The 21,840-nt window shown below is 44.1% G+C and carries 25 protein-coding genes; 19 read left to right on the top strand and 6 right to left on the bottom strand.

Annotated features, from left to right (window positions below):
- Positions 1–11: 11 nt before the first annotated feature.
- Genes BC643_RS14555 through BC643_RS14545 form a run of 3 tightly spaced genes read right to left on the bottom strand, consistent with a single transcriptional unit; the run spans position 12 to position 3,314 of the window.
- Positions 12–866, bottom strand: coding sequence for an alpha-1,2-fucosyltransferase (locus tag BC643_RS14555; RefSeq protein WP_120273773.1), 855 nt, complete (start codon positions 864–866; stop codon positions 12–14).
- Positions 863–1,987, bottom strand: coding sequence for a glycosyltransferase (locus tag BC643_RS14550; protein ID WP_120273772.1), 1,125 nt, complete (start codon positions 1,985–1,987; stop codon positions 863–865). Before BC643_RS14550 ends, BC643_RS14555 begins: the two co-directional genes overlap by 4 nt.
- A gap of 37 nt (positions 1,988–2,024) precedes the next feature.
- A complete protein-coding gene (locus tag BC643_RS14545; RefSeq protein WP_120273771.1) occupies positions 2,025–3,314 on the bottom strand; it encodes a glycosyltransferase family 4 protein in 1,290 nt (429 codons plus the stop codon).
- A 163-nt stretch (positions 3,315–3,477) separates the two neighbouring features.
- Here BC643_RS14545 and BC643_RS14540 point away from each other — a divergent pair, with 163 nt between their 5' ends.
- From BC643_RS14540 to BC643_RS14525, 4 genes are all read left to right on the top strand, one after another.
- Complete coding sequence (locus BC643_RS14540; RefSeq protein ID WP_120273770.1) at positions 3,478–4,578, top strand: DegT/DnrJ/EryC1/StrS family aminotransferase; 1,101 nt, start codon at positions 3,478–3,480, stop codon at positions 4,576–4,578.
- Positions 4,568–5,134 (top strand): acyltransferase, encoded by a 567-nt coding sequence (locus tag BC643_RS14535; protein ID WP_120273769.1) that lies wholly within the window; start codon positions 4,568–4,570, stop codon positions 5,132–5,134. Before BC643_RS14540 ends, BC643_RS14535 begins: the two co-directional genes overlap by 11 nt.
- Positions 5,131–6,441, top strand: a complete 1,311-nt coding sequence (locus BC643_RS14530; protein WP_120273768.1) for a nucleotide sugar dehydrogenase — start codon at positions 5,131–5,133, stop codon at positions 6,439–6,441. Before BC643_RS14535 ends, BC643_RS14530 begins: the two co-directional genes overlap by 4 nt.
- Positions 6,442–6,521: 80 nt before the next feature.
- Positions 6,522–7,448 carry a Gfo/Idh/MocA family oxidoreductase gene (locus BC643_RS14525; protein WP_120273767.1) on the top strand — a complete coding sequence of 309 codons (927 nt, stop codon included), beginning with the start codon at positions 6,522–6,524 and terminating at the stop codon, positions 7,446–7,448.
- A 72-nt stretch (positions 7,449–7,520) separates the two neighbouring features.
- Here BC643_RS14525 and BC643_RS14520 read toward each other — a convergent pair whose 3' ends face one another.
- The 3 genes from BC643_RS14520 to BC643_RS14510 form a co-directional block, all read right to left on the bottom strand.
- The gene (locus tag BC643_RS14520) at positions 7,521–7,994 is read right to left on the bottom strand and encodes a hypothetical protein (protein WP_120273766.1); all 474 of its coding nucleotides are present in this window, start codon (positions 7,992–7,994) and stop codon (positions 7,521–7,523) included.
- Between the two features lie 435 nt (positions 7,995–8,429).
- The gene (locus BC643_RS14515; protein ID WP_120273765.1) at positions 8,430–9,983 is read right to left on the bottom strand and encodes a glycine--tRNA ligase; all 1,554 of its coding nucleotides are present in this window, start codon (positions 9,981–9,983) and stop codon (positions 8,430–8,432) included.
- Between the two features lie 66 nt (positions 9,984–10,049).
- A complete protein-coding gene (locus BC643_RS14510) occupies positions 10,050–10,310 on the bottom strand; it encodes a hypothetical protein (RefSeq protein ID WP_120273764.1) in 261 nt (86 codons plus the stop codon).
- A 180-nt stretch (positions 10,311–10,490) separates the two neighbouring features.
- Between BC643_RS14510 and pyrH the strand changes: the two genes are divergently transcribed.
- From pyrH to atpF, 15 genes are all read left to right on the top strand, one after another.
- Positions 10,491–11,201 carry a UMP kinase gene (gene pyrH / locus BC643_RS14505; RefSeq protein ID WP_120273763.1) on the top strand — a complete coding sequence of 237 codons (711 nt, stop codon included), beginning with the start codon at positions 10,491–10,493 and terminating at the stop codon, positions 11,199–11,201.
- Positions 11,202–11,309: 108 nt separating this feature from the next.
- Complete coding sequence (frr, locus tag BC643_RS14500; protein ID WP_120273762.1) at positions 11,310–11,873, top strand: ribosome recycling factor; 564 nt, start codon at positions 11,310–11,312, stop codon at positions 11,871–11,873.
- 170 nt (positions 11,874–12,043) lie between these two features.
- Positions 12,044–12,826 carry a histidinol-phosphatase HisJ family protein gene (locus BC643_RS14495; RefSeq protein ID WP_120273761.1) on the top strand — a complete coding sequence of 261 codons (783 nt, stop codon included), beginning with the start codon at positions 12,044–12,046 and terminating at the stop codon, positions 12,824–12,826.
- A 111-nt stretch (positions 12,827–12,937) separates the two neighbouring features.
- Positions 12,938–14,842: a 1-deoxy-D-xylulose-5-phosphate synthase gene (gene dxs, locus BC643_RS14490; protein ID WP_120273760.1), complete on the top strand. Its 1,905-nt coding sequence runs from the start codon at positions 12,938–12,940 to the stop codon at positions 14,840–14,842.
- A 160-nt stretch (positions 14,843–15,002) separates the two neighbouring features.
- Entirely contained in the window at positions 15,003–16,160 is a 1,158-nt protein-coding gene (locus tag BC643_RS14485) for a sensor histidine kinase (RefSeq protein ID WP_211338062.1), read from the top strand.
- A gap of 114 nt (positions 16,161–16,274) precedes the next feature.
- Complete coding sequence (locus BC643_RS14480; protein WP_120273759.1) at positions 16,275–16,811, top strand: YceD family protein; 537 nt, start codon at positions 16,275–16,277, stop codon at positions 16,809–16,811.
- An 11-nt stretch (positions 16,812–16,822) separates the two neighbouring features.
- Positions 16,823–17,008 (top strand): 50S ribosomal protein L32, encoded by a 186-nt coding sequence (rpmF, locus tag BC643_RS14475; protein WP_120273758.1) that lies wholly within the window; start codon positions 16,823–16,825, stop codon positions 17,006–17,008.
- Between the two features lie 240 nt (positions 17,009–17,248).
- Positions 17,249–18,244, top strand: coding sequence for a beta-ketoacyl-ACP synthase III (locus BC643_RS14470; RefSeq protein ID WP_120273757.1), 996 nt, complete (start codon positions 17,249–17,251; stop codon positions 18,242–18,244).
- Between the two features lie 22 nt (positions 18,245–18,266).
- On the top strand, positions 18,267–18,734 hold the full coding sequence (locus tag BC643_RS14465) for a MaoC family dehydratase (RefSeq protein ID WP_120273756.1): 468 nt from the start codon (positions 18,267–18,269) through the stop codon (positions 18,732–18,734).
- A gap of 116 nt (positions 18,735–18,850) precedes the next feature.
- Positions 18,851–19,231, top strand: a complete 381-nt coding sequence (locus tag BC643_RS14460; protein WP_120273755.1) for a bactofilin family protein — start codon at positions 18,851–18,853, stop codon at positions 19,229–19,231.
- The gene (locus BC643_RS14455; protein WP_120273754.1) at positions 19,203–19,418 is read left to right on the top strand and encodes an AtpZ/AtpI family protein; all 216 of its coding nucleotides are present in this window, start codon (positions 19,203–19,205) and stop codon (positions 19,416–19,418) included. The genes BC643_RS14460 and BC643_RS14455 overlap by 29 nt, the downstream gene beginning before the upstream one ends.
- 234 nt (positions 19,419–19,652) lie before the next feature.
- Positions 19,653–19,802 (top strand): hypothetical protein, encoded by a 150-nt coding sequence (locus BC643_RS23415; protein WP_170154569.1) that lies wholly within the window; start codon positions 19,653–19,655, stop codon positions 19,800–19,802.
- Between the two features lie 55 nt (positions 19,803–19,857).
- Positions 19,858–20,982, top strand: a complete 1,125-nt coding sequence (gene atpB, locus BC643_RS14445) for a F0F1 ATP synthase subunit A (protein ID WP_120273752.1) — start codon at positions 19,858–19,860, stop codon at positions 20,980–20,982.
- 25 nt (positions 20,983–21,007) lie between these two features.
- Positions 21,008–21,274: an ATP synthase F0 subunit C gene (gene atpE / locus BC643_RS14440; protein WP_120273751.1), complete on the top strand. Its 267-nt coding sequence runs from the start codon at positions 21,008–21,010 to the stop codon at positions 21,272–21,274.
- Positions 21,275–21,345: 71 nt separating this feature from the next.
- Complete coding sequence (gene atpF / locus BC643_RS14435) at positions 21,346–21,840, top strand: F0F1 ATP synthase subunit B (RefSeq protein WP_120273750.1); 495 nt, start codon at positions 21,346–21,348, stop codon at positions 21,838–21,840.

Raw genomic sequence — 21,840 nt, 5'->3', positions numbered from 1 at the left:
ATGAGATACCCTTACAGTTTCTGCCAGCCCTCCGGCATAAACTCAAAAGTCAGCAAAGCGCTTTCCGGGTAAATTACACGTTTATCTGGATTCAAATTCAGCCAGGCGCCCCACCAGGAAAAAGTACTGTTGGCAATGACATTGTGTTTACAACAACTCATCAAATACATGTCTTTACTCGCATGAAGCGGATTCGGATTGTCCACAAAAGTAACGTCAGGCAGAAAAGTTAGCTCTTGCTTGCACCAATCCAAATCATCTGAAAAAACAAAGCAACTCAACGAGCTATTTTCGGCTTCCCGCTGTACCCGTTCAATCGCTTGTTTGTAGTAATCCGGCGTACACATTGGAAACTTCTTCGGGTATTTTTTATAATCTCCCCTCCTCACGTGAATGGCCACCGACTGCTTGTCCTTCATTTCCTGAATTAACTGCTGATCTGCTGCAGACAAAGCTCCCCGATAACAATAGGTGGCACGAATTTCATCTTTAACCCCCGCAAAGAACTGCTCATTATTCCAAAACCCTTCAAGATAAACGTCATCCATCGTTCTGTACTCTTCGAACGATACATTCTCCCAAAAACGGTAAGAGCGGTGCTTTATTCCCCTCAGGCGCCGCAACAAGCGATCTTGAAAACGATAGCCAACGTCGGCAAACGATCGTGAAACCGAAGCCGGAACACTGTCGGCCTCCAGGTCGATTCCAAAAACCCGATCCAGCTCCAGACCATTATGAACATTCCAATGGTAGGTCGAAATATCCAACTTTACCTTTTCATTTCCATGCCATTGTTGCATTTGCTTAAAAAAGGCATATTGAAACATTTGATTGCCCAAACCGCTACGCATCCGGATAATTATCATGAGATTGCTTTTTTTACGTGTTCCAAATACTCTTCCGATTTTTTCCCGATTGTAAATTCAGCCAGTGTTTCCGTTGCCTTCACCCTAATCTCGTTCCGATGGCCCTCATCCATATCGGCCACGAGCTTAATCTTCTCGGCAATGGAATCAATACTGGACGGATCGCACAGGAAACCGTTCTCCCCGTCCACAATCAGGCCATCAATACCTTCACCCTTTGAACCGATGGCGATACAACCACTCGCCATAGCCTCCAGGTAAACCAAACCAAGCGTCTCGTTAACCGACGGCAACACAAACAAGTCGGCTTGCTGCAACTCGGCCAAAACTTCGGTCCGCGAGAGCTGGCCTAAAAAGCTAACTTTAGTTTGCAAACCAAGTTCCCCGCAAATCGCCCTTAACCGCTGCTCTTCCTCACCGGTACCAATCACACTGTAGGTCCACTCAATTGCTTTGGGCAAAAGAGCCAAAGCCTTTAAAACCTGCGCCACTTGCTTCCGCTTAATCAGCCAGCTTACAGTGATGACTTTCAACTCCCGGTGCTGCTCCCGCCTGTGAACCGTTGTGAAAAAATGATCCGGCAGACCGGACAACGCAACAAAAGTTTTAGACTCAAAGCCCTGAAACTGCTTGTTAAATAAACGTTGATAGCCCAATGACCGACAAGCAAAAGCCGATGCCTTTGCGTATATCCTTTGTTGATGCCAATGGTGGAACCGATTGTGCGAGATTTTAATATCAGACATATGAATACCAATCACCAAAGGAACGCCGAGCGTTTGAGCCAACCGGTGAAAGGTAAAATACGAGTTATAAAGATGACAGATCACAACATCAGGCTTAAACCGCAGCTTATTCAGTATTCGGTTGTTGCTGTAATAGTTCAGCTTCAGTAAAGGAATCCGTACGGGTCGAATAAATTCTACGTCAACATTCGCCCCAATCTTAAAAGTTGCTTCCTGCGGAAATGGCTCTTTCTCGTACGAAAAATAAGGACGAATAACTTGCACCTGATGGCCGCTGTTTCCCCAACAGGTAACAAACTCCCGCAAAGCAGATGAAGTGTAACGAACGGCCTCGTCGTTAGCCGGAAAAAGTTGCGTAATAAACAGGATATTCATAATGACCCACGGGTTACAGAATCAAAATTAGGGGAATTTAAAGCGAATCCAACAGCTTTGCCAAATCGCTGCTTAATTGCCGCCTTGTAAAGCGTGCGGCATTATCGGAACGAATCGACTTTGGATCTGCTTCACTCATTTCAATAAACGACCTTACTTTTCCCATTTCACCGCTGGCAAAAACCCGCCCGGCCTTTGTTTCCTCCAAGATCCGCGCAACATCACCATTTCTATCTCCCAGTCCAAGAACCGGTTTCCCGGCGGCCAAATATTCAAAAAATTTACCGGGAATGTGGCCCGCGGCGTTGTGCGACTGGTTCATCAAAAGCAACAGCATGGATGCCTTTCGGTATTCCCCGATCACTTTATCGTGCGACAAGTAGCCTACAAATTCTGTTCGCTGAGATAGCACACTCAAGGCTGAAATTTCTTTTTTCACCTGCTCATCCACATTGCCGATCAGTCGCAGGCGAAACCGGGATGCAATCACATCGTCATTCTGGCAAAGCTGATCCAGTGCTTTCCACAAACCAGATGGGTTGCGAAACGAAGTGATAATTCCGGCATGCAGCAACACAAAATCACCGGATGATGAGACTGGCTCCTTTTGCTGAAAGTCGGCCTCATCGAAACCATTCGTAATCACTCGCACGCTGTGGGCTCCCAGTTGCCGAAGTTCATCGGCCCAATTTTCACTCACCGTTAAAACTGACGATGCCTCGGTAAGGACTCGTTTCTCGAGGCTGCGCTGACGGTTTTTAGCCAATGCCGACGGTTTAAACCAGTCCAGGTAATCAATCGTACTCCACGGATCGCGAAAATCGGCAATCCATTTCACACCAAACTTGCGGTGCAGCTTCAACCCAATAAGATGAACACTGTGGGGCGGCCCGGTGGTAATAATCACATCGGGCTTCAGTATTTCAATTCGTTTTTTTAGTTCCTGAAAAGCGGGGCGCACCCAAAACACGCGAGGATCAGGAATCAGCAGATTTCCTCTTAACCAAAGCGCCAGTCGCAATACGGCCGACTTTTTGCCTTCATTTTGTAGAATTCCGGTATTGACCTTTTCCTGCTTTTTTTTCCCGCTAAGCACTTTAAACAACTTGTAGGGCTCCCAAATCGGGATTTTTATTTCCTCGATACCGGCGGGAATATCCTTCAGTAAACTCTGGTCAACTGTCGGATAATCGGGGTTTTCAGGCGATACCACAATGGGCTGCCAGCCAAACTGGGGCAGGTATTTGGCGAACTTCAGCCAGCGTTGCACACCTCCCCCTCCCGACGGCGGCCAATAATACGTGATAATGAGTGCTTTTTTATTCATCGAAATTTTTCAACAACAAAAATAATACTGTTCACGAGTTTTAGACAGAAAAGCCGGCCGAAGTTCTTCCCATTCACTTTTTATCGTTATTTCCCGCGAAACCGAAATAATTTCAGCTATTTTGAAGTTTGAATTATGAACCAGCTCTATTGACTTTGACAACATGCAATTCAACGACCTGCAACGACAATACACCGCTTACCAATCTGAAATTGATGAAGCAATTCAGAAGGTTTTGCGTTCCTCGCAATTCATTAATGGCGAAGAAGTCGGCTTGCTGGAGCAAGAGCTGGCAGAATATGTAGGAGTGAAACATGCGATCAGCTGCGCCTCGGGAACAGATGCTTTGTTGTTGTGTTTGATGGCGCTGGATCTGCAGCCCGGCGAAGAAATTATTTGCCCGGCCTTCAGTTTCATCTCACCGGCAAGTATGACGCGTTTGCTCTCGGCGACACCTGTATTTGTCGATGTCTCGCCGCTGGACTTCAATATCGACATTGAAAAGCTCGAAGGAAAGATAACCACCCGGACCAAAGCAATCATCGGCGTGTCTCTATTTGGGCAGTGTGCAGATTTTGATCCCATCAAAGAATTAGCAGCCAAACACGGCCTGTGGACCATCGAAGACGGGGCGCAATCGTTTGGAGCAACCTATAAAGGTGACAAATCTGGTTCGCTCACCGACCTTGCAATTACCAGCTTTTTCCCGGCAAAACCGCTGGGCTGCTATGGCGATGGCGGTGCCATTTTTACCAACAACGATGTGCTGGCCGAAAAACTTCGGGTGCTGAAATCGCACGGGCAAACCTCCCGTTACTACCATCAACTTGTTGGCCTAAACTCCCGGCTCGACACCATTCAGGCAGCCATCCTTCGTGTCAAGTTGAAGCACCTGGATGACGAACTTCAAGCGCGCGGGCAAGTTGCTGCGACTTACAAAACCTTGCTTCCCGAAGGAATCTTCCTGCCCGAAGTTGTTAACAGACGCGAAAGTTCCTGGGCACAATTCACCGTAGGACTGGGCAACCGCGACCAAGCGAAAGAATATTTGGCGGCGAAAGGAATTCCAACAACGATTCACTACCCACTGCCGCTTCCAATGCAGGATGCTTTTGCAGATATTGTCGCACCTGGCGAAAGCTTTGAGGTTGCATCGTTACTTTCCGAGGCAGTCCTTTCGCTACCGATGCACGCGTTTTTGTCGATCGAAGAAATTCAATACATTGCACAATCACTGAAAGAATTCATGGAACATGAAAGCTAATTTCTACGCGCACCCGTCGGCTTGCATCGACGAGGGTGCACACATCGGCACCAACACCAAGATCTGGCATTTTTGCCATGTGATGCCGGGCGCCCAAATCGGGAGAGACTGCACCCTGGGCCAAAATGTATTTGTTGGCGGCAAGGTGCGGATTGGCAACGGCGTAAAAATCCAGAACAATGTTAGCATCTACGATTCCGTTGTTTTGGAAGACGAAGTTTTTTGCGGACCCAGCTGTGTTTTCACCAACGTGAAAAATCCGCGTGCTTTCATTGAACGCAAAGACGAGTACAAGCCTACAACGGTAAAACGGGGAGCAACAATCGGCGCCAATGCGACGATTATTTGCGGAACTACAATTGGCGAGTACGCCATGATCGGAGCGGGAGCTGTCGTTACAAAAGATATAAAAGCCCATGCCCTCGTGGTAGGCGCCCCTGCTATGCAAATTGGTTGGGTAAGCCGGGTTGGCATAACACTGGACGAATCGCTTCGCTGCCCCGAAACAGGCGAGCAATACACAGTTGTTAATGGTGAATTGGTCGAACAAAAATGAATCCGAAAGATCTCATAATACAAAAGATAGAAGCCTCCGTAGAGCAAATTGCCGTAATCGGGCTGGGCGAAATTGGCCTGCGACTGGCTTTTGCTTTTGCTGCGGAAGGTTTGTCGGTCACAGGGTTTGAAACGTCGGAGAAACGAATCAGCCAAGTGAATGCCGGAGAAAACTACCTTCGCGACCTCGACTGCACGCAATTCAAAGAACTTGTGTCCAGCGGAAGACTAAAAGCCAGCAGCGACTTCTCCCAACTATCAACTTTCGATGTTATTTTCATTTGTGTTCCCACGCCGCTGGACCAATTCCGAAAACCCGACATGAGCTTCATTCAACATGCCTGCGAAGCGATTGCGGCGAACATGAAGCCAGGGACATTCATTTGCCTGGAAAGCACAACCTACCCAACAACAACCGAAGATTTTGTGCGCCCAATACTCGAGAGCCAATCCGGGTTCAAACACGGCGAGGATTTCTGGCTGGCCTTTTCGCCAGAACGCGTTGATCCAGGCAACTCAGAATACCAAACCCGGAATACACCTAAAGTAATTGGCGCCCTTACCAACGAAGGCCTGGAAATCGGCCAGGCACTCTACCAAAAAATCATTGACGAAGTTCACCCCGTGAGTTCGCCAAAAGTTGCCGAAATGGTGAAGATCCTGGAAAACACCTACCGCCTGGTCAACATCAGCCTGATTAATGAGTTGGCCTTGCTCTGCGGAAAGATGGAAATCGACATCTGGGAGGTGATTGAAGCGGCCAAAACCAAGCCTTACGGATTTCAGGCTTTTTACCCCGGCCCCGGAATTGGCGGTCACTGCATTCCGCTCGACCCCTTCTACCTGGAATACATTGCGAAGAAATTTGGCTTCGACCTCAGCATGATCAATACCGCCGGACACATTAATAATATGATGGCCCACCGGATGACGATCAAGATTACTTCCGCCCTAAACAGTCACCAAAAAGCAATCAACGGAAGCCGAATCCTTTTTCTGGGCGTCGCTTACAAAGCAAATATCGACGACTACCGCGAATCGCCAGCGTTGAAAATCATAGAGGAAGTTCGACAGAAAGGGGGATTGGTTAGTTATCATGACCCATTCGTTCCGGAGCTTGAAACGCCGGGCAGCGACACGCTAAAATCGGAAGACCTCACTGAAAAACTATTACAAAATGCCGATTGCGTGGTCATCAGCACCAATCATGATGTATTCAATCCAACTTTTATTTTGAATAACTCACGGTTGATTGTAGATTTGAGGAACGCAATCAAAGAACCTTCAGAAAAAGTATACAAACTCTAACACGAACCGCCAAACCCGACGTTCAATTTAGATAAAATACTTCTCTCCGCCTTTGCGGCGAGACAACAGAGATATCGAATATGAAAAACTTCGCCCTCATTGGTGCGGCAGGATTTGTCGCCGAACGACACTTAAAAGCCATCCGTGAAACCGGAAACCGCCTGATCGCAGCAACCGACCCCTTTGACGTAGTTGGAAGACTGGACCAGTATTTCCCGGACACCGAATTTTTCACCGACTTCTGCCAATTTGAACAATACATCATCGACCACAGGGTTGATATTACCAGCATCTGCAGTCCCAATTACCTGCACGCTATGCACATTCAAACAGCTTTGCACGCCGACACCGACGTGATTTGCGAAAAACCGATGGTACTGAACCCCGGCGAGCTCGAAGCCATTGAAAAAGCGCAGGAGCAAAGTGGCAAAACAGTTTACAACATCCTTCAGCTCCGCTTGCACCCGGCGATCGTAGCGTTAAAAAGGAAAGTTGACAACGGCCCGCAAGATAAGATCTTCGACATCGACCTGACTTACATTACCTCCAGGGGAAAATGGTACTTTGAAAGCTGGAAAGGCGATGACCTGAAATCAGGCGGACTTGTTTGCAACATCGGAATTCACTTCTTCGATATGCTTTTATGGATTTTTGGTGGCGTTGAAAAAAGCCAGGTTCATTTAAATGAAAGAGATAAAGCAGCAGGAACCCTGCAATTGAAAAAAGCCAATGTGCGTTGGTACCTCAGTCTCGATTACAACGACATCCCAAATCCTATAAAACAACTGGGAAAAAGAACTTACCGTTCTCTGGTGATTAATAACGAGGAGTTTGAATTCAGTGAAGGATTTACGGACCTCCACACGCTCAGCTACCGCAGCATACTGGATGGCTCTGGCTTTAAACCACGGGATGCCAAAACAAGCATCCTTTTAACGCACGAAATCCGTAACTCGCTTGCGCAGCGCGCCACGGCCACAGAACACCACCCGCTACTTTCGAAATAGTTATAAAAAACAAAAACCGTCACGTGGGGGCGTGACGGCTAATGATTGTGCTGTTTTGAATTATTAAAATTATTAATTCAGTATCGTTTTAAATTCGTCGTTAATCAGTTCAGGCAAAAAGCTGGCGATCATTTCCAATACCTGGTCATCGGCCACTTTTGAACCACTAATAACTTTTTGACTATTTAAGCTCACAGAATTCAATACTTTGTAGTTTAAGTCAGTTGGCACTTTTTGATCAGCACCTCTCACTTCGCGAACACCAAATCCTTTGGCACCGTTTACATACTTCACTTCGAAATAACCCGAACGAACGATATATTCATCACCGTTTTTAGTTTGTTTCAAAGTTACTTTTACCGGACGATTGGACTCGCCGTAAACAATGCTCCAGCATTTCGCCACATCCTTGCTTGGAATGGCGATTTCCTCTGAAGAGATTTTGTAATTGTCGTTGAAAGCTTCGAAAGACGAAGCGTATAAATTTGTTGTTACAGCTAAGAGAACAACAAGAATTAAGCTTGATAAAATTTGTTTAATTTTCATGTCATCGATTTTAAAAATGGTTATGATAACGGTAGCAAAAGTATATGCTGACAAACTCTGGAAAGATGACAAAACGCATGTTTCTTTTTTGTTAAAAACAGACTACTTTCAATTTGAAAGTAAAAATTCTACTTTTTGCAGTTTTATTCATAAAAACAAACTCTAACGACACGAAAACATGCAAGAACATGCAAAGACCTTTCAAACAAAAACTCATATGCTCTACAGCACAATTATAAAATAACAAAGGATAACAATCTAATTAAGTGTGTATTACAAACATTTCAAGCCAAATTATAATCTAAAAATAGCTTCATTCTCAATCAAATTCGCTATCTGCAATATTTATACTTTCAATTTGAAAGCCAATCTTCACTATCGGGCATAAAAAAAGCTCCCAAAAGGAGCTTCTTTCAATATCTATGTTTGTTAAAACTATTTCAGCTTAGCAAAAAGCTTCTTAAAGCTTACCTCGTCTGCAATAATGTTTTTCAGATCAGCAATAGCAACACGATCTTGTTCCATAGTGTCGCGGTAACGAATGGTCACCGTCTGATCTTCCAGCGACTGGTGATCAACTGTTACACAGAAAGGCGTACCAATTGCATCCTGACGACGATAACGCTTACCAATACTGTCTTTTTCATCGTATTGGCAATTGAAATCGAACTTCAGATCATCGATAATTTCACGCGCTTTTTCAGGCAGACCATCCTTTTTCACCAATGGCATTACAGCTAATTTTACAGGTGCCAGTACAGGAGGCAACTTCATCACAACACGGGTATCTTTTTGCCCGTTTGATGACTCAACTTCCTCTTCGTGATATGAAGCTGAAACCACCTGCAGGAACATCCGGTCAACACCGATTGAAGTTTCTACCACATAAGGCACATACGATTCACCTAATTCCGGATCGAAATACTGAATCTTCTTACCTGAATATTTTTGGTGTTGCGACAAGTCAAAATCAGTACGCGAGTGAATTCCTTCAACTTCCTTGAAACCAAACGGGAATTTAAACTCAACATCAACCGCAGCATTGGCGTAGTGCGCCAATTTTTCGTGTACGTGGAAACGATAATTATCATCGCCGAACCCGAGTGCACGGTGCCATTTAATACGTGTTTCTCTCCACAGGTCGAACCACTCCAGCTCTGTTCCGGGTTTTACGAAGAACTGCATTTCCATTTGCTCGAACTCACGCATACGGAAAATAAACTGACGGGCAACAATCTCGTTACGGAACGCTTTACCGATTTGCGCAATACCAAATGGAATTTTCATACGGCCGGTTTTTTGCACATTCAGGTAGTTCACGAAAATCCCCTGTGCCGTCTCCGGGCGCAGGTAAACTTTCAATGCACCATCAGCCGTCGATCCCATTTCGGTTGAGAACATCAGGTTGAACTGGCGCACATCCGTCCAGTTGCGGCTACCGCTAATCGGGCAAACAATACCTTCGTCCTCGATGATTTGCTTCAGTTCGGCCAAATCAGATGCATTCAACGCGTCGGAAAAACGCTGGTGCAATTGATCCCATTTTTCCCGGTTCGCCAACACTCGCTGGTTGGTTGCACGAAACTGGGCTTCGTCGAAAGAATCGCCAAACTTCTTGGCAGCCTTTTCGACTTCTTTATTCATTTTCTCCTCGTACTTTGCCAATTGTTCTTCGATCAAAACATCGGCGCGGTAACGTTTTTTGGAATCTTTGTTATCAATCAACGGGTCATTAAACGCATCAACGTGGCCCGAGGCTTTCCAAATGGTCGGGTGCATAAAAATGGCGGAATCAATACCAACCACATTTTCGTGCAGAAGCACCATGCTATCCCACCAGTATTTTTTGATGTTATTCTTTAGTTCTACACCATTTTGCCCGTAATCGTAAACTGCTCCAAGTCCGTCATAAATCTCACTCGACTGGAATACATAGCCGTATTCCTTGCAGTGGGCAACCAGCTTTTTAAAAATATCTTCCTGAGCCATACTATCTAATGCGTTATTTGCTGTTGAAAATTAATTTTTGGTCTTCTCTCTATATATAATATATCATCAATCGATCTCTTCAAAGTCTACGTATTCACCTTGATCTTTACGAATATGGGATTGCTGGTATTGCGCATTGTCAACCCGAACGTCGCCTTCACGGCGATCCGCCCGTTGTGCTCTGCTTTGCTGGTTCTTATTCACAGCCTGGTAACCAAACAAAGGCGCCAGTAGCCGGATCAAAAATTTAAACAGGTAATAAAAAACCACAACAAAAAACAGTGTGCGCAAAAAACCAACTAAAAACAAGATCGCGTTTAATATCATAGCTATTGAAAATCAGCGGCTGTAAAAGTAATAATTAATTACGAAACGAAAATTGATGCCCTCAAATAATGAAATGCTTTTAGGATAAGCGTAAAAAGAAGGTAAATTGTGACCGAAAAGTTACAAAAGCCGGTCAATCACTTTTTCTAATTTTCCTACTTTTGCCTAAAACAAACAACAATGACAGCATATAAAAGAGTACTTCTAAAGCTTAGTGGCGAGTCTTTAATGGGACAGCAAGAATATGGGATCGACCAAAAACGGTTGACCGAGTACGCCGAACAAATTAAAGAAATCACCGATTTGGGAGTGCAGGTTGGCATTGTCATTGGTGGAGGAAACATTTTCAGAGGCCTTAGTGGTGCGGCCAACGGTTTCGACCGGGTTAAAGGCGACCAAATGGGAATGTTGGCAACAGTTATTAACAGCCTGGCACTAAACTCAGCCTTAACGGCTCTTGGTGTAAAATCGCGGGTATTGACTGCTATTCGTATGGAACCAGTTGGCGAGTTTTACTCGAAAGACAAAGCAATTGAGACCCTCGAAAAAGGAGAAGTTGCAATTTTCTCGGCGGGAACAGGTAATCCTTACTTTACAACCGACACCGGATCATCGCTTCGCGGAATTGAAATTGAAGCCGATGTGATGTTGAAAGGAACCCGTGTTGACGGAATTTACACCGCCGATCCGGAGAAAGATCCGAAAGCAGAAAAATTCGACAAAATTTCCTTCGACGAAATCTATAATCGTGGTTTGAAGGTGATGGATTTGACGGCGACAACCATGTGCAAAGAAAATAATTTGCCAATTGTTGTGTTCAATATGGACATTGTCGGAAATCTGAAAAAAGTTATAACCGGCGAAAACATTGGGACTTTAGTCCATTTATAATAATCAGCTGCGCATTTTTTGATTAAAAATTTTCACGAATTTTAATATTCTTTAAATTTTTCTATATTTGCTGTCAGCACAAAAAGATGAACTGACCATATTATTTTTATGGAAGACGAAGTAGAACTGATATTAGATTTATGTAGAGAAAAGATGGAATCTGCCATCGACCATTTAGAGAAAGAATTAGTTCATATCCGTGCAGGAAAAGCGTCGACCCGGATGCTTGATGGTGTTACTGTTGATTATTACGGAAGTATGACTCCGCTACAACAAGTTGCAAACATCAACACTCCGGACGCGAGAACGATTGCGATTCAACCTTGGGAGAAACAAACAATTTCTGCCATCGAAAAAGCAATCATCAACGCTAATTTAGGGTTCAACCCCGAGAACAACGGCGAAATTATTCGCATCAGCGTTCCGGCACTTACTGAAGAACGAAGAAAATCGTTATCGAAACAAGCCAGTGCAGAAGGCGAAAATGCAAAAGTCAGCATCCGCTCAGCACGAAAAGATTCGAACGATGCGTTAAAGAAGTTAATGAAGGACGGGTTATCGGAAGACATGGAAAAAGATGCTGAAGCACAAGTTCAGGATATGACCAATGATTTTTCGAAAAAAGTTGATACCTTGTTGGAGAAAAAGACAAAAGAGATTTTTACAATATAATTGTTTCTAGTTTTCTGTTTTCTGAACATTGTTTAATTGTTTTCATGGCTTTGAGGCAGCTTGTTGAAGCTGCCTTTTTTTGTCCCTACTTTTCAGCCCCAAATAATATTTCATTTTTGAATTTCCATTGACTAATTTTACGGATACCGAAAATTTATCAATGTACGACTATGATCGGAATGACAGATTACCATATGCACACGGTGCTATCGGACGGGAAGAACAGCCACGAAGAAATGATACAAGCAGCCATTGCTATTGGACTAGACGAAATTGGATTCACCGATCACCTCTGTCTCAAACCAGTCGATTGGGCGATATCGGAAGTTGACATCCCAGTGATGGCTGAGCGAATCGAGATTCTGCGGGAACGCTATCAGGATAAAATCAGCGTCAAATTCGGGATTGAAGTCGATTATCTCGAAGGGATGGAGGAAGAGATCAGCCACGCTATCCGCTCGCTCCCACTCGACTACATTATCGGCTCAGTTCATTTCATTGGCAATTGGAATTTCGACACCGACAAATCACTCTACGGAAAATGGACCAACGACCGCCTGTACGAAATGTATTTTGATCTCATACAAAAAGCCGCGTCTTCAGGTCTATTCGACATTATTGGCCACCTCGATATTATTAAAAAGTTCCGGGTTTACCCGGAGAGCGACCAAACCGAACTGATTGAGAAGACATTAAAAGTCATCAAGGAGAACAACATGGTGGTCGAACTCAATACCGGCGGAATGGATCGCCCGTGCAAAGAATTCACACCGGCGCCATCCATCGTCGAAAGATGTTACCACCACCACATTCCGATGACCCTCACCTCAGATGCTCATCGTGTCGATCAAATCGGCCGTCACTTCGAAACCGCTGTGGATTTGCTGAAATCAATCGGATTTGAAGAATTGGTCACCTTCCAAAACCGGGAACGTGGAATCCTGAAAATCTGACCCTTTTATTTTCGTTATTGACATCACTCAAGTTTACAATACCGCATTACTGACATTTCAAAGTGGTTGCATAAACGATAAATTGTATATTTGAGCTCTAATTTTGGCTACATGGAAGGAAATGCAGGTACACTGCTAAGTAAGATCAACAGCCCCGAAGATTTAAGAAAATTACGGCCAGAAGATCTACCAGTTGTTTGTGAGGAACTTAGACAATTCATTATCGACGAGGTGTCCACTAATCCGGGGCACTTTGGCGCGAGCCTTGGCGTTGTTGAGCTCACCGTTGCGCTGCATTATATCTACAATACACCCTACGATCTTTTAGTTTGGGATGTCGGGCACCAGGCCTACAGTCACAAAATATTGACCGGACGCCGGGATCAATTCCACACAAACCGGAAATACCATGGATTAAGTGGATTCCCCAAACCAAGTGAAAGCGAATACGATACTTTTGGTGTTGGCCATGCCAGCACATCCATTTCCGCTTCGCTGGGAATGGCCGTCGCTGCTTCGATACAAAAAGACGAACAGCGTAAAATCGTTGCTGTTATCGGCGATGGTTCCATGACCGGAGGAATGGCTTTTGAAGGCTTAAACAATGCCGCCGTCAACAATTCAGACGTACTAATCATCCTGAATGACAACAACATGGCGATCGACCCGAACGTTGGTGGCGTTAGCAATTACTTACTGAATATCTCCCGGTCGAAATCATACAATCGCCTGAAACAAGAAGTTTGGGATGGCTTGGGCAAACTGAACGGCTTTGGACCAAAAGCCCGCCGACTGGTACAAAAAACCGAAGGCGCGCTGAAATCGGCACTTCTGAAAGAATCCAATCTTTTTGAAAGCCTCGGCATTCGCTATTTCGGGCCGATTGATGGCCATGATATAAAATACCTCACAAAAGTATTACAGGATCTCCGCGATATTCCCGGCCCGAAACTGTTGCATGTGCTGACCAAAAAAGGAAAAGGTTTCAAACAGGCTGAGCTGAATCAAACAGAGTTCCACGCTCCCGGCAAATTCAATAAAGTGACGGGCGAGCTTCTTGATTGCGAATGCGCAATGAACAAACCGCCAAAATTCCAGAACGTATTTGGAAACACACTACTTGAACTGGCTGAGAAGAACGACAAGATTGTCGGCGTTACTCCAGCAATGCCAACCGGAAGTTCACTGAATATCATGATGGAGAAAATGCCGGATCGTGCTTTCGACGTTGGTATTGCCGAACCTCATGCAGTAACTTTTTCAGCCGGGATGGCAATCCGCGGCATGGTACCGTTTTGTAATATCTACTCCACCTTCATGCAGCGCTCGTACGACCAAATTATACACGACGTTGCTATCCAAAACCTGAACGTTGTTTTCTGTCTCGACCGTGGAGGTCTGGTTGGAGCAGACGGCCCCACTCACCATGGAGTCTTCGATATTGCATACATGCGTCACATTCCGAACATGATTGTATCGGCTCCAATGGATGAAATTGAATTGCGCAACCTGATGTACACCGCTCAGCAGGAAAATATGGGTCCATTCTCAATTCGCTACCCGAGAGGTTGTGGTTGCCAGGTTGACTGGAGACAACCGTTCGAAAGCATTCCTGTCGGAACAGGCCGGGTTATCACAGAAGGTAACGATTTGGCCATTTTAACCTTCGGAACAACCGGAATACAGGCTTCCCGCGCAGTGAAATCACTCACGAAGGACGGACACTCGGTTGCTCACTACGACATGCGTTTTGTAAAGCCACTGGACGAAAAGCTTCTGCATCAGATATTCAAAAAGTTCACGAAAGTCATCACGATCGAGGACGGCACAATTCAGGGCGGGTTCGGTTCGGCGGTGCTAGAGTTCATGGCCGACCACCAATACACATCAAAAATTGTGCGTCTTGGAGTTCCCGATCGTTTTATAGAACATGGCACACCTGATGAACTGATACGCGAGTGCGGCTTCGACCAAAAGAGCATCATCCAGACAACACTTGATTTGCTGCAAGGATAATTGTATTTTGATCATACTATTTTAACTGGTTTTCCGTTTTCGCTCTAATGACCAGACAAAAATGCGGGATTTCAGTTTCGCTGGTCGTTTTATCCGTTGGTAAACAAGTAACAGAACATTCAACTTGGAGTCCTATCTAAAAAAACGTCGCTGGAAATTTTTGCTGATACTGATCGCGATCATTATCGGTGCTGCGTCATTTCAATACACCAATTGGCTTGCGCGCAAAATGGCAGAAGAAGAGCATAAAAGTGTCGCCATGTGGGCCGAAGCAACGCGACGTTTAACCGCCCCCGTTGAAGATCCGGACGATAACATGTCATTTCTGGTCAGCATACTCGAGGGCAACACCGGCATCCCGATTATCTGGACCGACAGCATTCAGAATATCATTTCTGCCGCTAATATTGAGTATTCCGAAAAACGAAAAGACCAGGTATTACAGCGCGAACTGGCCAAAATGATGCACGACCGTCCTCCCATCAAGATTGTCATTTCCGAGCATGAGGTTCAATACATCTATTACCGGGACTCAAAGACCCTACAGAATCTAAAATATTTTCCGCTTATCCAGATCGCAGTTATTGGACTGTTTGTCACTATCGTCTATTTCACCATCAACTCATCGCGCAAGGCAGAACAAAACCAGGTTTGGGTGGGTATGTCTAAGGAAACGGCTCACCAATTGGGAACCCCGATTTCGTCATTAATGGCTTGGGTAGAGTTACTTAAGACACAGGATATCGACGAAAAACTCATTGATGAATTCGAGAAAGACATTCTTCGGTTGGAAAAAATAACAGAACGATTCTCAAAGATCGGCTCGAAACCGGAATTGAAAATTGACGATCTGCGTAAAACGATTGTATCTACAGTCACCTATCTACAAAGCCGCACCTCGCAAAAAGTACAATATGACATGCAGTTCCCCGCAGACCGATCCTATATTACACCGCACAATGCCGCACTGTTGAGCTGGGTTATTGAAAACCTCTGCAAGAATGCCATCGATGCGATGGGAAATTCGGGCAAAATAACGCTTTTGCTCCGGGAAGAGGACAATCAAATCTATTTCGACATTCGCGATAACGGCAAAGGAATTCCAAAGTCTCAATTTAAAACCATATTTGATCCCGGCTTTACAACGAAGAAAAGAGGATGGGGCCTGGGACTTTCTCTCGCCAAACGAATCATCGAGAATTATCACCAGGGAAAGATCTTTATTAAGCAATCAGAAATCGGCAAGGGAACAACCTTCCGAATCATCCTCAAAAAGGCTGATTTTTTTCAACAGAAAACAAAATCCATAATCAACTGAAATACTGATCATTGAATAGCGATCAAAACTGTTTCGCTTTTCTGTGTTAAAAAAATCAGATAATTTTCTTCGTTTCTATATTTTTTATACTTTTGCAAAACTTTTTTCGAAGCAATGGCCGGAATATCAGCTTATAATATCGCCTTTAAGGGTCTCGCTCTTGGAACACATGAGTTTGACTTTCAGATTAATAAGAAGTTTTTCGACCATTTTGACGGTGGAATAGCCGACGATGGAGACATTCAGGCAAAAGTCGTTCTCGAAAAACAGAGTTCATTAATGGTTCTTTGGTTTCATGTTAGCGGAACAGTTAAAATCCAATGCGATAGATGCTTGGAGCTTTACGACCAACCCGTAGAAAGCGAAAACAAGGTTTTCATCAAGTATGGTGAAGACGATTTCGAAGATGGTGACGATGTGATTTGGGTAAATGTCAATGATCATCAGGTCAACGTAGCGCAAATGATCTACGATTTCATCATTTTAGCGATTCCGATTAGGCAGGTTCACCCGAAAGGCAAAGACGGTAAAAGTCTATGCAACCCGGAAATGCTGCAGAAACTAAAAAACCTGACTCACACCCAGGAAAAGCCGGAAGAAGAAACCGACTCGAGATGGGACGATTTGAAAAAATTATTAGGAAACGAATAAAGAATTAGAAAATGGCACATCCAAAGCACAAAACATCAAAAGCAAGAAGAGATAAAAGAAGATCTCATCACCATGCTGCAATTGCAACTTTAGCAACTTGCTCAAACTGTGGAGCAACTGTAAAATACCACACTGTTTGTGGCGAATGCGGTTACTACCGTGGAAAGCTTGCAATTGAGAAAAACGTAACTGTTTAATTCTCTATAAGATGATCAGAAGAAATTTCTTCTGATCTTTTTTTATCCCAAAACTGAAATTTTCGAACGTTTTAATTAATTGTTTTAAAACGACTTAGCTCCTCATTTTGCGCGTTTTTTCTTTGCGCTTCAATTTTTTCATTCTATCTTTCGACCTCTTTTTTTAACACAGAAATCTTGTTATTATATCCTAAAATCCAATTTGTTGTGATTTTGGATTACTGTTAAAATTTTTGAATTATGGGAAAAATTCATGCAGCAATAACTGGTATTGGTGCATTTTTGCCTGACTACAGGCTGACGAATGAAGAAATCAGCACGATGGTCGACACCTCCGACGAGTGGATCATGCAGCGAATCGGGATCAAGGAGAGAAGAATTTACAAGGAACGCGGCAAAGCAACTTCAGATATGGGAGTCGAAGCGGTGAAACAACTGCTTGAAAAAACAAAAACAGCTCCCGAAGAAATTGATTTAGTGATCTGTGCTACGATCACACCTGACCGGCCATTCCCAGCAACAGCCAACATTATCTGTCGAAAAGCAGGGCTTCACAACGCGTGGAGCTACGATATCAGTGCAGCCTGCTCCGGCTTTGTGTTTGCATTGACGACCGGTGCCAGTTTCATCGAAACCGGAAAGTATAAAAAAGTGATTATTATCGGCGCCGATATGATGAGTGCCATCACCGATTACACCGACCGTACTACCTGCCCGCTGTTTGGTGACGGTGCAGCCGCTGTGTTGCTCGAACCGACGACTGAGGAAATTGGCGTAATGGATCACATCAATTATACAGATGGAAAAGGACGCCACTACCTGCACATGAAGGCCGGCGGTTCGAAAAGACCTGCATCTGTCGAAACGGTTGAAAACCGCGAACACTTCGTGCACCAGGACGGACAAACCGTATTTAAGTATGCCGTTTCTCGTATGGCCGATGTTGCTGTTGAAATAATGGACAAAAACAACATCACGCCTGAAAACCTGGCTTGGCTGGTTCCACACCAAGCCAACATGCGCATTATTGATGCTGTTGCCCGCCGAATGAAAATTAACCGCGAGCAAGTGATGATCAACATCGAAAAGTACGGTAACACGACTGCTGCCACAATTCCACTTTGTCTCTTCGACTACGAGAAACAGTTGAAAAAAGGAGACAATATCATCCTGGCAGCTTTCGGTGCAGGTTTCACCTGGGGTTCCGTCTACCTGAAATGGGCTTATAATTCGTAAACTAATTTGAAAACATATTAAAATGAGTCGACTTTTGATTACGAGTCACGAAGATTTCGAGAAGCACCTGGGTGAAAAGCTTGGTGTATCCGAATATCACACGGTGACGCAAGAGCAAATTAACAAATTCGCCGACGCAACACTCGATTACCAATGGATTCACACCGACCCTGAGCGGGCAAAAAAAGAAGGTGCCTTTGGTACAACTATCGCACACGGCTACCTTACCCTGTCTTTGTTACCAATTATGTGGGAACAAGTGGTGCAGGTTGAAAATTTCAGCATGCTGGTTAATTACGGAATTGACAATTTCAAATTCGGACAACCGGTATTGGTAAACAGCCGTATCCGTACCCACGTTTGGTTGAAATCGATTGCAAACCTGCGTGGTATCAGCAAAGTACAGTTGAAGGTATCTATGGAGATTGAAGGAAACAAAAAACCCGCTTTCGAAGGCGAAGCAACATTCTTGTATCACTTCAATAAATAAAATTCGCCTTTTCGGCGTAATTCTTTTACACTCGACATACCCAAAATAGAAAGGTTTCGTTCTTTAGAAAGAATGAAACCTTTATTATATTTGGTCACGCTTAAAAAAAGAAAGAGATGGCAAAGACGTACAACGAAGTTAACACACAAGTAATCAACCTGATCGGAAAAGGAACTGTTATTACAGGAGATATTAAATCGGAAGGCGATATTCGCATCGATGGAGAGCTGAACGGCAACATTTCCAGCAATGGGCGGGTAGTCGTCGGCGATACAGGAAAAGTAACAGGCGAGATCGTTTGTAAAAATTGTGAAGTTGCCGGCCATGTGAAGGGTAAAATGAAGATCGAGCAACTGATCACTTTGAAATCAACTTCGACGGTACAGGGCGAGATTACCACTGACAAGCTGAGCATAGAACCCGGATCTGTTTTCACCGGAAACTGCATGATGGGAAATCAAGTGATTCATGAAAAACTTAAAACCACCGAAAAATAGCAAGGACTTTGTAAAATATTCGAGCCTGGCGTTCGAAATGATTGTTATCATGGGATTGGGGGTGTTTGCAGGCATTAAAATAGATGACTGGCTGAATACGAGTCCGGTCTTTACTTTAATTTTGATGATTTTCTCCGTAATTGGCGCTATATTTCATGCCATAAAGAATTTCCTTAACAAGCACTAACTAACGAACATGAAAAGCTTTATCATCAAAACCTTAACACTTTCAATCCTACTCATTTTAATTGAGTATTTCCTATCCCTCCACGTCTATCCGAACACCCACATTCCCCTTTTTATAATAATTGTATGTTTTCTTTTCGTGATCACAAACTTTATACACTATAAGTTGTTACAAATCGCGGAAAAAAACGTGAAGAAGTTCAACCCCTATTTTTTAGGGCTGAACATGATAAAAATGTTTATCTATTTTATTGCCGTGCTTGCCTACCTTTGGTTTTACCGGGACTATGCGCTGGAATTTCTGATAAGCTTTTTTATTGTTTATGTGTGTTTCTCCGTCCTGGAAGTGATCGAAGTAACACGCATCGTAAAACGAAAAAAATAATGGATACTTCTGATTAAATTTATTAATTTGGAGGCTCCTTTTGAAAAGACTAGACATGACCATGGTAAATCTTGAATCATCGCCACTAAACACGACCAAACGATTTGTCTTACTAGCAGTTATCTTCGTATTAGGTCTTGTTTCCACTAACGTTTATGCTGAAGAAAATGGGTCACATGAGACCGGCGAAGAGGCGCACTCGAGCGAATTTAACGCGGGTAAATTTGTAATGGAACACGTTTCCGACTCCTTCGAGTGGCACATTTTAACCTATGGACATACACACGTCAGTATCCCCCTTCCAATTATATTGTATAGTCACAACTCCGGACTAAACGTATTTTCATCGTCAAAGTTCCACCACGGAACCGAGACCTACCGAAATTTCAGGATTGAACACGAAGGGGAAAATGAAGGAAAAATCGTTGAGCTGAACCAGCAAGGCGAAGTCATTGGGCTTCCGCTCGATTTATCCATGACGAAAGCTGTTATTGGAATTTTCGTCAGTGTCATCGTTATTCTGCTGGTTTTTCTGAATGTAGCCAAAGCGGCGAAAAAGCGGTCGGGCGAAGCTCCTAAAGGGCTACAAAACCTGGTAGAACCCATCATCCTGTTCATTCGCGATGAAGTGGCTATTCCGGCAATCGGGAAAGATAAAAGTGAAAAATTCCTCCCGTTCCTGCTGACTTTGTTTTTCTTCATCCTGATTAACAACTTTCTGGGACTAATCCCGATTTTCCCATTCGGTGCAAACGTTACGGGAAACATTGCAGTGACCATGGTTTTGGCACTGTTCACATTCGTGATTACAACGATTAACGCCAATAAACATTATTGGAAAGAGATTTACAACCCCGATGTACCTTGGTGGTTGAAATACCCGCTTCCCTTAATGCCAATCGTCGAACTTACCGGAGTCTTTACGAAGCCCTTCGTATTGATGGTCCGTTTGTTCGCGAATATGATGGCCGGCCACATGATTGTGACCGTATTTGTAAGCTTGATTTTCATTTTTGCAAACCTGAAAGGCCCGGTGGCCGGTGGCTTGGTTAGCCCGTTATCCATCGCCTTCTCGGTTTTCATTTTATTACTCGACGTATTGGTTTCGTTCATACAGGCATATGTATTTACCTTACTTTCAGCCTTGTATTTCGGAATGGCAACATCAGAACATCATTGATTACTCAAACATAAATTTTTAGATTATGAGTACTTTATTAATTCTTCTACAAGAATCAATCGGAAACGTTGGGATTGGTTTGGCTGAAATTGGTGCCGGATTTGGTGCAGGTTTAGCAGCTGTTGGTGCAGGTATCGGTATTGGACGTATCGGTGCAGGTGCAATGGAAGCTATCGCCCGTCAACCGGAAGCCAGTGGAGACATCCGCTCAAACATGATTGTATCTGCGGCTTTGATCGAAGGGGTAGCCTTCTTCGCCGTGATCATCTGTGCGTTGATTCTTTTCATTTAGAAATTTTTCATCAGGCTGTCAGCTTCCGGGGTTGCCGGAAGCCTCGACTGCCGCTTTAAAATCGAAATTTTATGTCATTTGTTACGCCCGATATAGGTACCATCTTTTGGATGCTCATCATCTTCGCGATTACGCTGATCATCCTGAAAAAATTTGCATGGAAACCAATCCTCGCCAGTCTGAAAGACCGCGAGAATACAATTGCAGACGCACTTTCTTCTGCCGACAGAGCAAAGCAGGAAGTTGAAAACCTTAAAGCAGACCAGGAACAGATTATTGCTGAAGCCCGCAAAGAGAAAGAAGTTATTCTGAAAGAAGCTCGTGACCTGAAAGATAAACTGCTTTCTGAAGCAAAGACGCAAGCCCAGGTAGAAGGCAAAAAAATCATTGAATCAGCTCGGGTGCAAATCGAGGCCGAAAAAACGGCAGCGATTAACGAGATGAAGAAACAAGTGGTTGAGCTTTCGGTTCTGGTTGCCGAGAAAATCATTCAAAAAGAAGTTAAAGCACAAAAGGATCAGGAAGAATTGGTAAACAGCCTGCTTAAAGATCTGAAAATGAACTAA

The sequence above is a fragment of the Mangrovibacterium diazotrophicum genome (assembly GCF_003610535.1).
Classification (GTDB): domain Bacteria; phylum Bacteroidota; class Bacteroidia; order Bacteroidales; family Prolixibacteraceae; genus Mangrovibacterium; species Mangrovibacterium diazotrophicum.
This window is presented reverse-complemented; position numbering and strand designations above follow the sequence as displayed.

Bases quoted from the DNA above. Each gene is read 5' to 3' on its own strand.
- BC643_RS14470 (WP_120273757.1), top strand. From the start codon at position 17,249: ATGGGAAAAATTCATGCAGCAATAACTGGTATTGGTGCATTTTTGCCT.
- BC643_RS14540 (WP_120273770.1), top strand. From the start codon at position 3,478: ATGCAATTCAACGACCTGCAACGACAATACACCGCTTACCAATCTGAA.
- BC643_RS14535 (WP_120273769.1), top strand. From the start codon at position 4,568: ATGAAAGCTAATTTCTACGCGCACCCGTCGGCTTGCATCGACGAGGGT.
- BC643_RS23415 (WP_170154569.1), top strand. From the start codon at position 19,653: ATGTTTATCTATTTTATTGCCGTGCTTGCCTACCTTTGGTTTTACCGG.
- BC643_RS14520 (WP_120273766.1), bottom strand. From the start codon at position 7,994: ATGAAAATTAAACAAATTTTATCAAGCTTAATTCTTGTTGTTCTCTTA.
- BC643_RS14515 (WP_120273765.1), bottom strand. From the start codon at position 9,983: ATGGCTCAGGAAGATATTTTTAAAAAGCTGGTTGCCCACTGCAAGGAA.
- BC643_RS14465 (WP_120273756.1), top strand. From the start codon at position 18,267: ATGAGTCGACTTTTGATTACGAGTCACGAAGATTTCGAGAAGCACCTG.
- pyrH (WP_120273763.1), top strand. From the start codon at position 10,491: ATGACAGCATATAAAAGAGTACTTCTAAAGCTTAGTGGCGAGTCTTTA.
- BC643_RS14550 (WP_120273772.1), bottom strand. From the start codon at position 1,987: ATGAATATCCTGTTTATTACGCAACTTTTTCCGGCTAACGACGAGGCC.
- BC643_RS14495 (WP_120273761.1), top strand. From the start codon at position 12,044: ATGATCGGAATGACAGATTACCATATGCACACGGTGCTATCGGACGGG.
- frr (WP_120273762.1), top strand. From the start codon at position 11,310: ATGGAAGACGAAGTAGAACTGATATTAGATTTATGTAGAGAAAAGATG.
- atpB (WP_120273752.1), top strand. From the start codon at position 19,858: ATGACCATGGTAAATCTTGAATCATCGCCACTAAACACGACCAAACGA.
- BC643_RS14555 (WP_120273773.1), bottom strand. From the start codon at position 866: ATGATAATTATCCGGATGCGTAGCGGTTTGGGCAATCAAATGTTTCAA.
- dxs (WP_120273760.1), top strand. From the start codon at position 12,938: ATGGAAGGAAATGCAGGTACACTGCTAAGTAAGATCAACAGCCCCGAA.
- atpE (WP_120273751.1), top strand. From the start codon at position 21,008: ATGAGTACTTTATTAATTCTTCTACAAGAATCAATCGGAAACGTTGGG.
- BC643_RS14480 (WP_120273759.1), top strand. From the start codon at position 16,275: ATGGCCGGAATATCAGCTTATAATATCGCCTTTAAGGGTCTCGCTCTT.
- BC643_RS14545 (WP_120273771.1), bottom strand. From the start codon at position 3,314: ATGAATAAAAAAGCACTCATTATCACGTATTATTGGCCGCCGTCGGGA.
- BC643_RS14525 (WP_120273767.1), top strand. From the start codon at position 6,522: ATGAAAAACTTCGCCCTCATTGGTGCGGCAGGATTTGTCGCCGAACGA.
- BC643_RS14455 (WP_120273754.1), top strand. From the start codon at position 19,203: ATGAAAAACTTAAAACCACCGAAAAATAGCAAGGACTTTGTAAAATAT.
- atpF (WP_120273750.1), top strand. From the start codon at position 21,346: ATGTCATTTGTTACGCCCGATATAGGTACCATCTTTTGGATGCTCATC.
- rpmF (WP_120273758.1), top strand. From the start codon at position 16,823: ATGGCACATCCAAAGCACAAAACATCAAAAGCAAGAAGAGATAAAAGA.
- BC643_RS14510 (WP_120273764.1), bottom strand. From the start codon at position 10,310: ATGATATTAAACGCGATCTTGTTTTTAGTTGGTTTTTTGCGCACACTG.
- BC643_RS14530 (WP_120273768.1), top strand. From the start codon at position 5,131: ATGAATCCGAAAGATCTCATAATACAAAAGATAGAAGCCTCCGTAGAG.
- BC643_RS14460 (WP_120273755.1), top strand. From the start codon at position 18,851: ATGGCAAAGACGTACAACGAAGTTAACACACAAGTAATCAACCTGATC.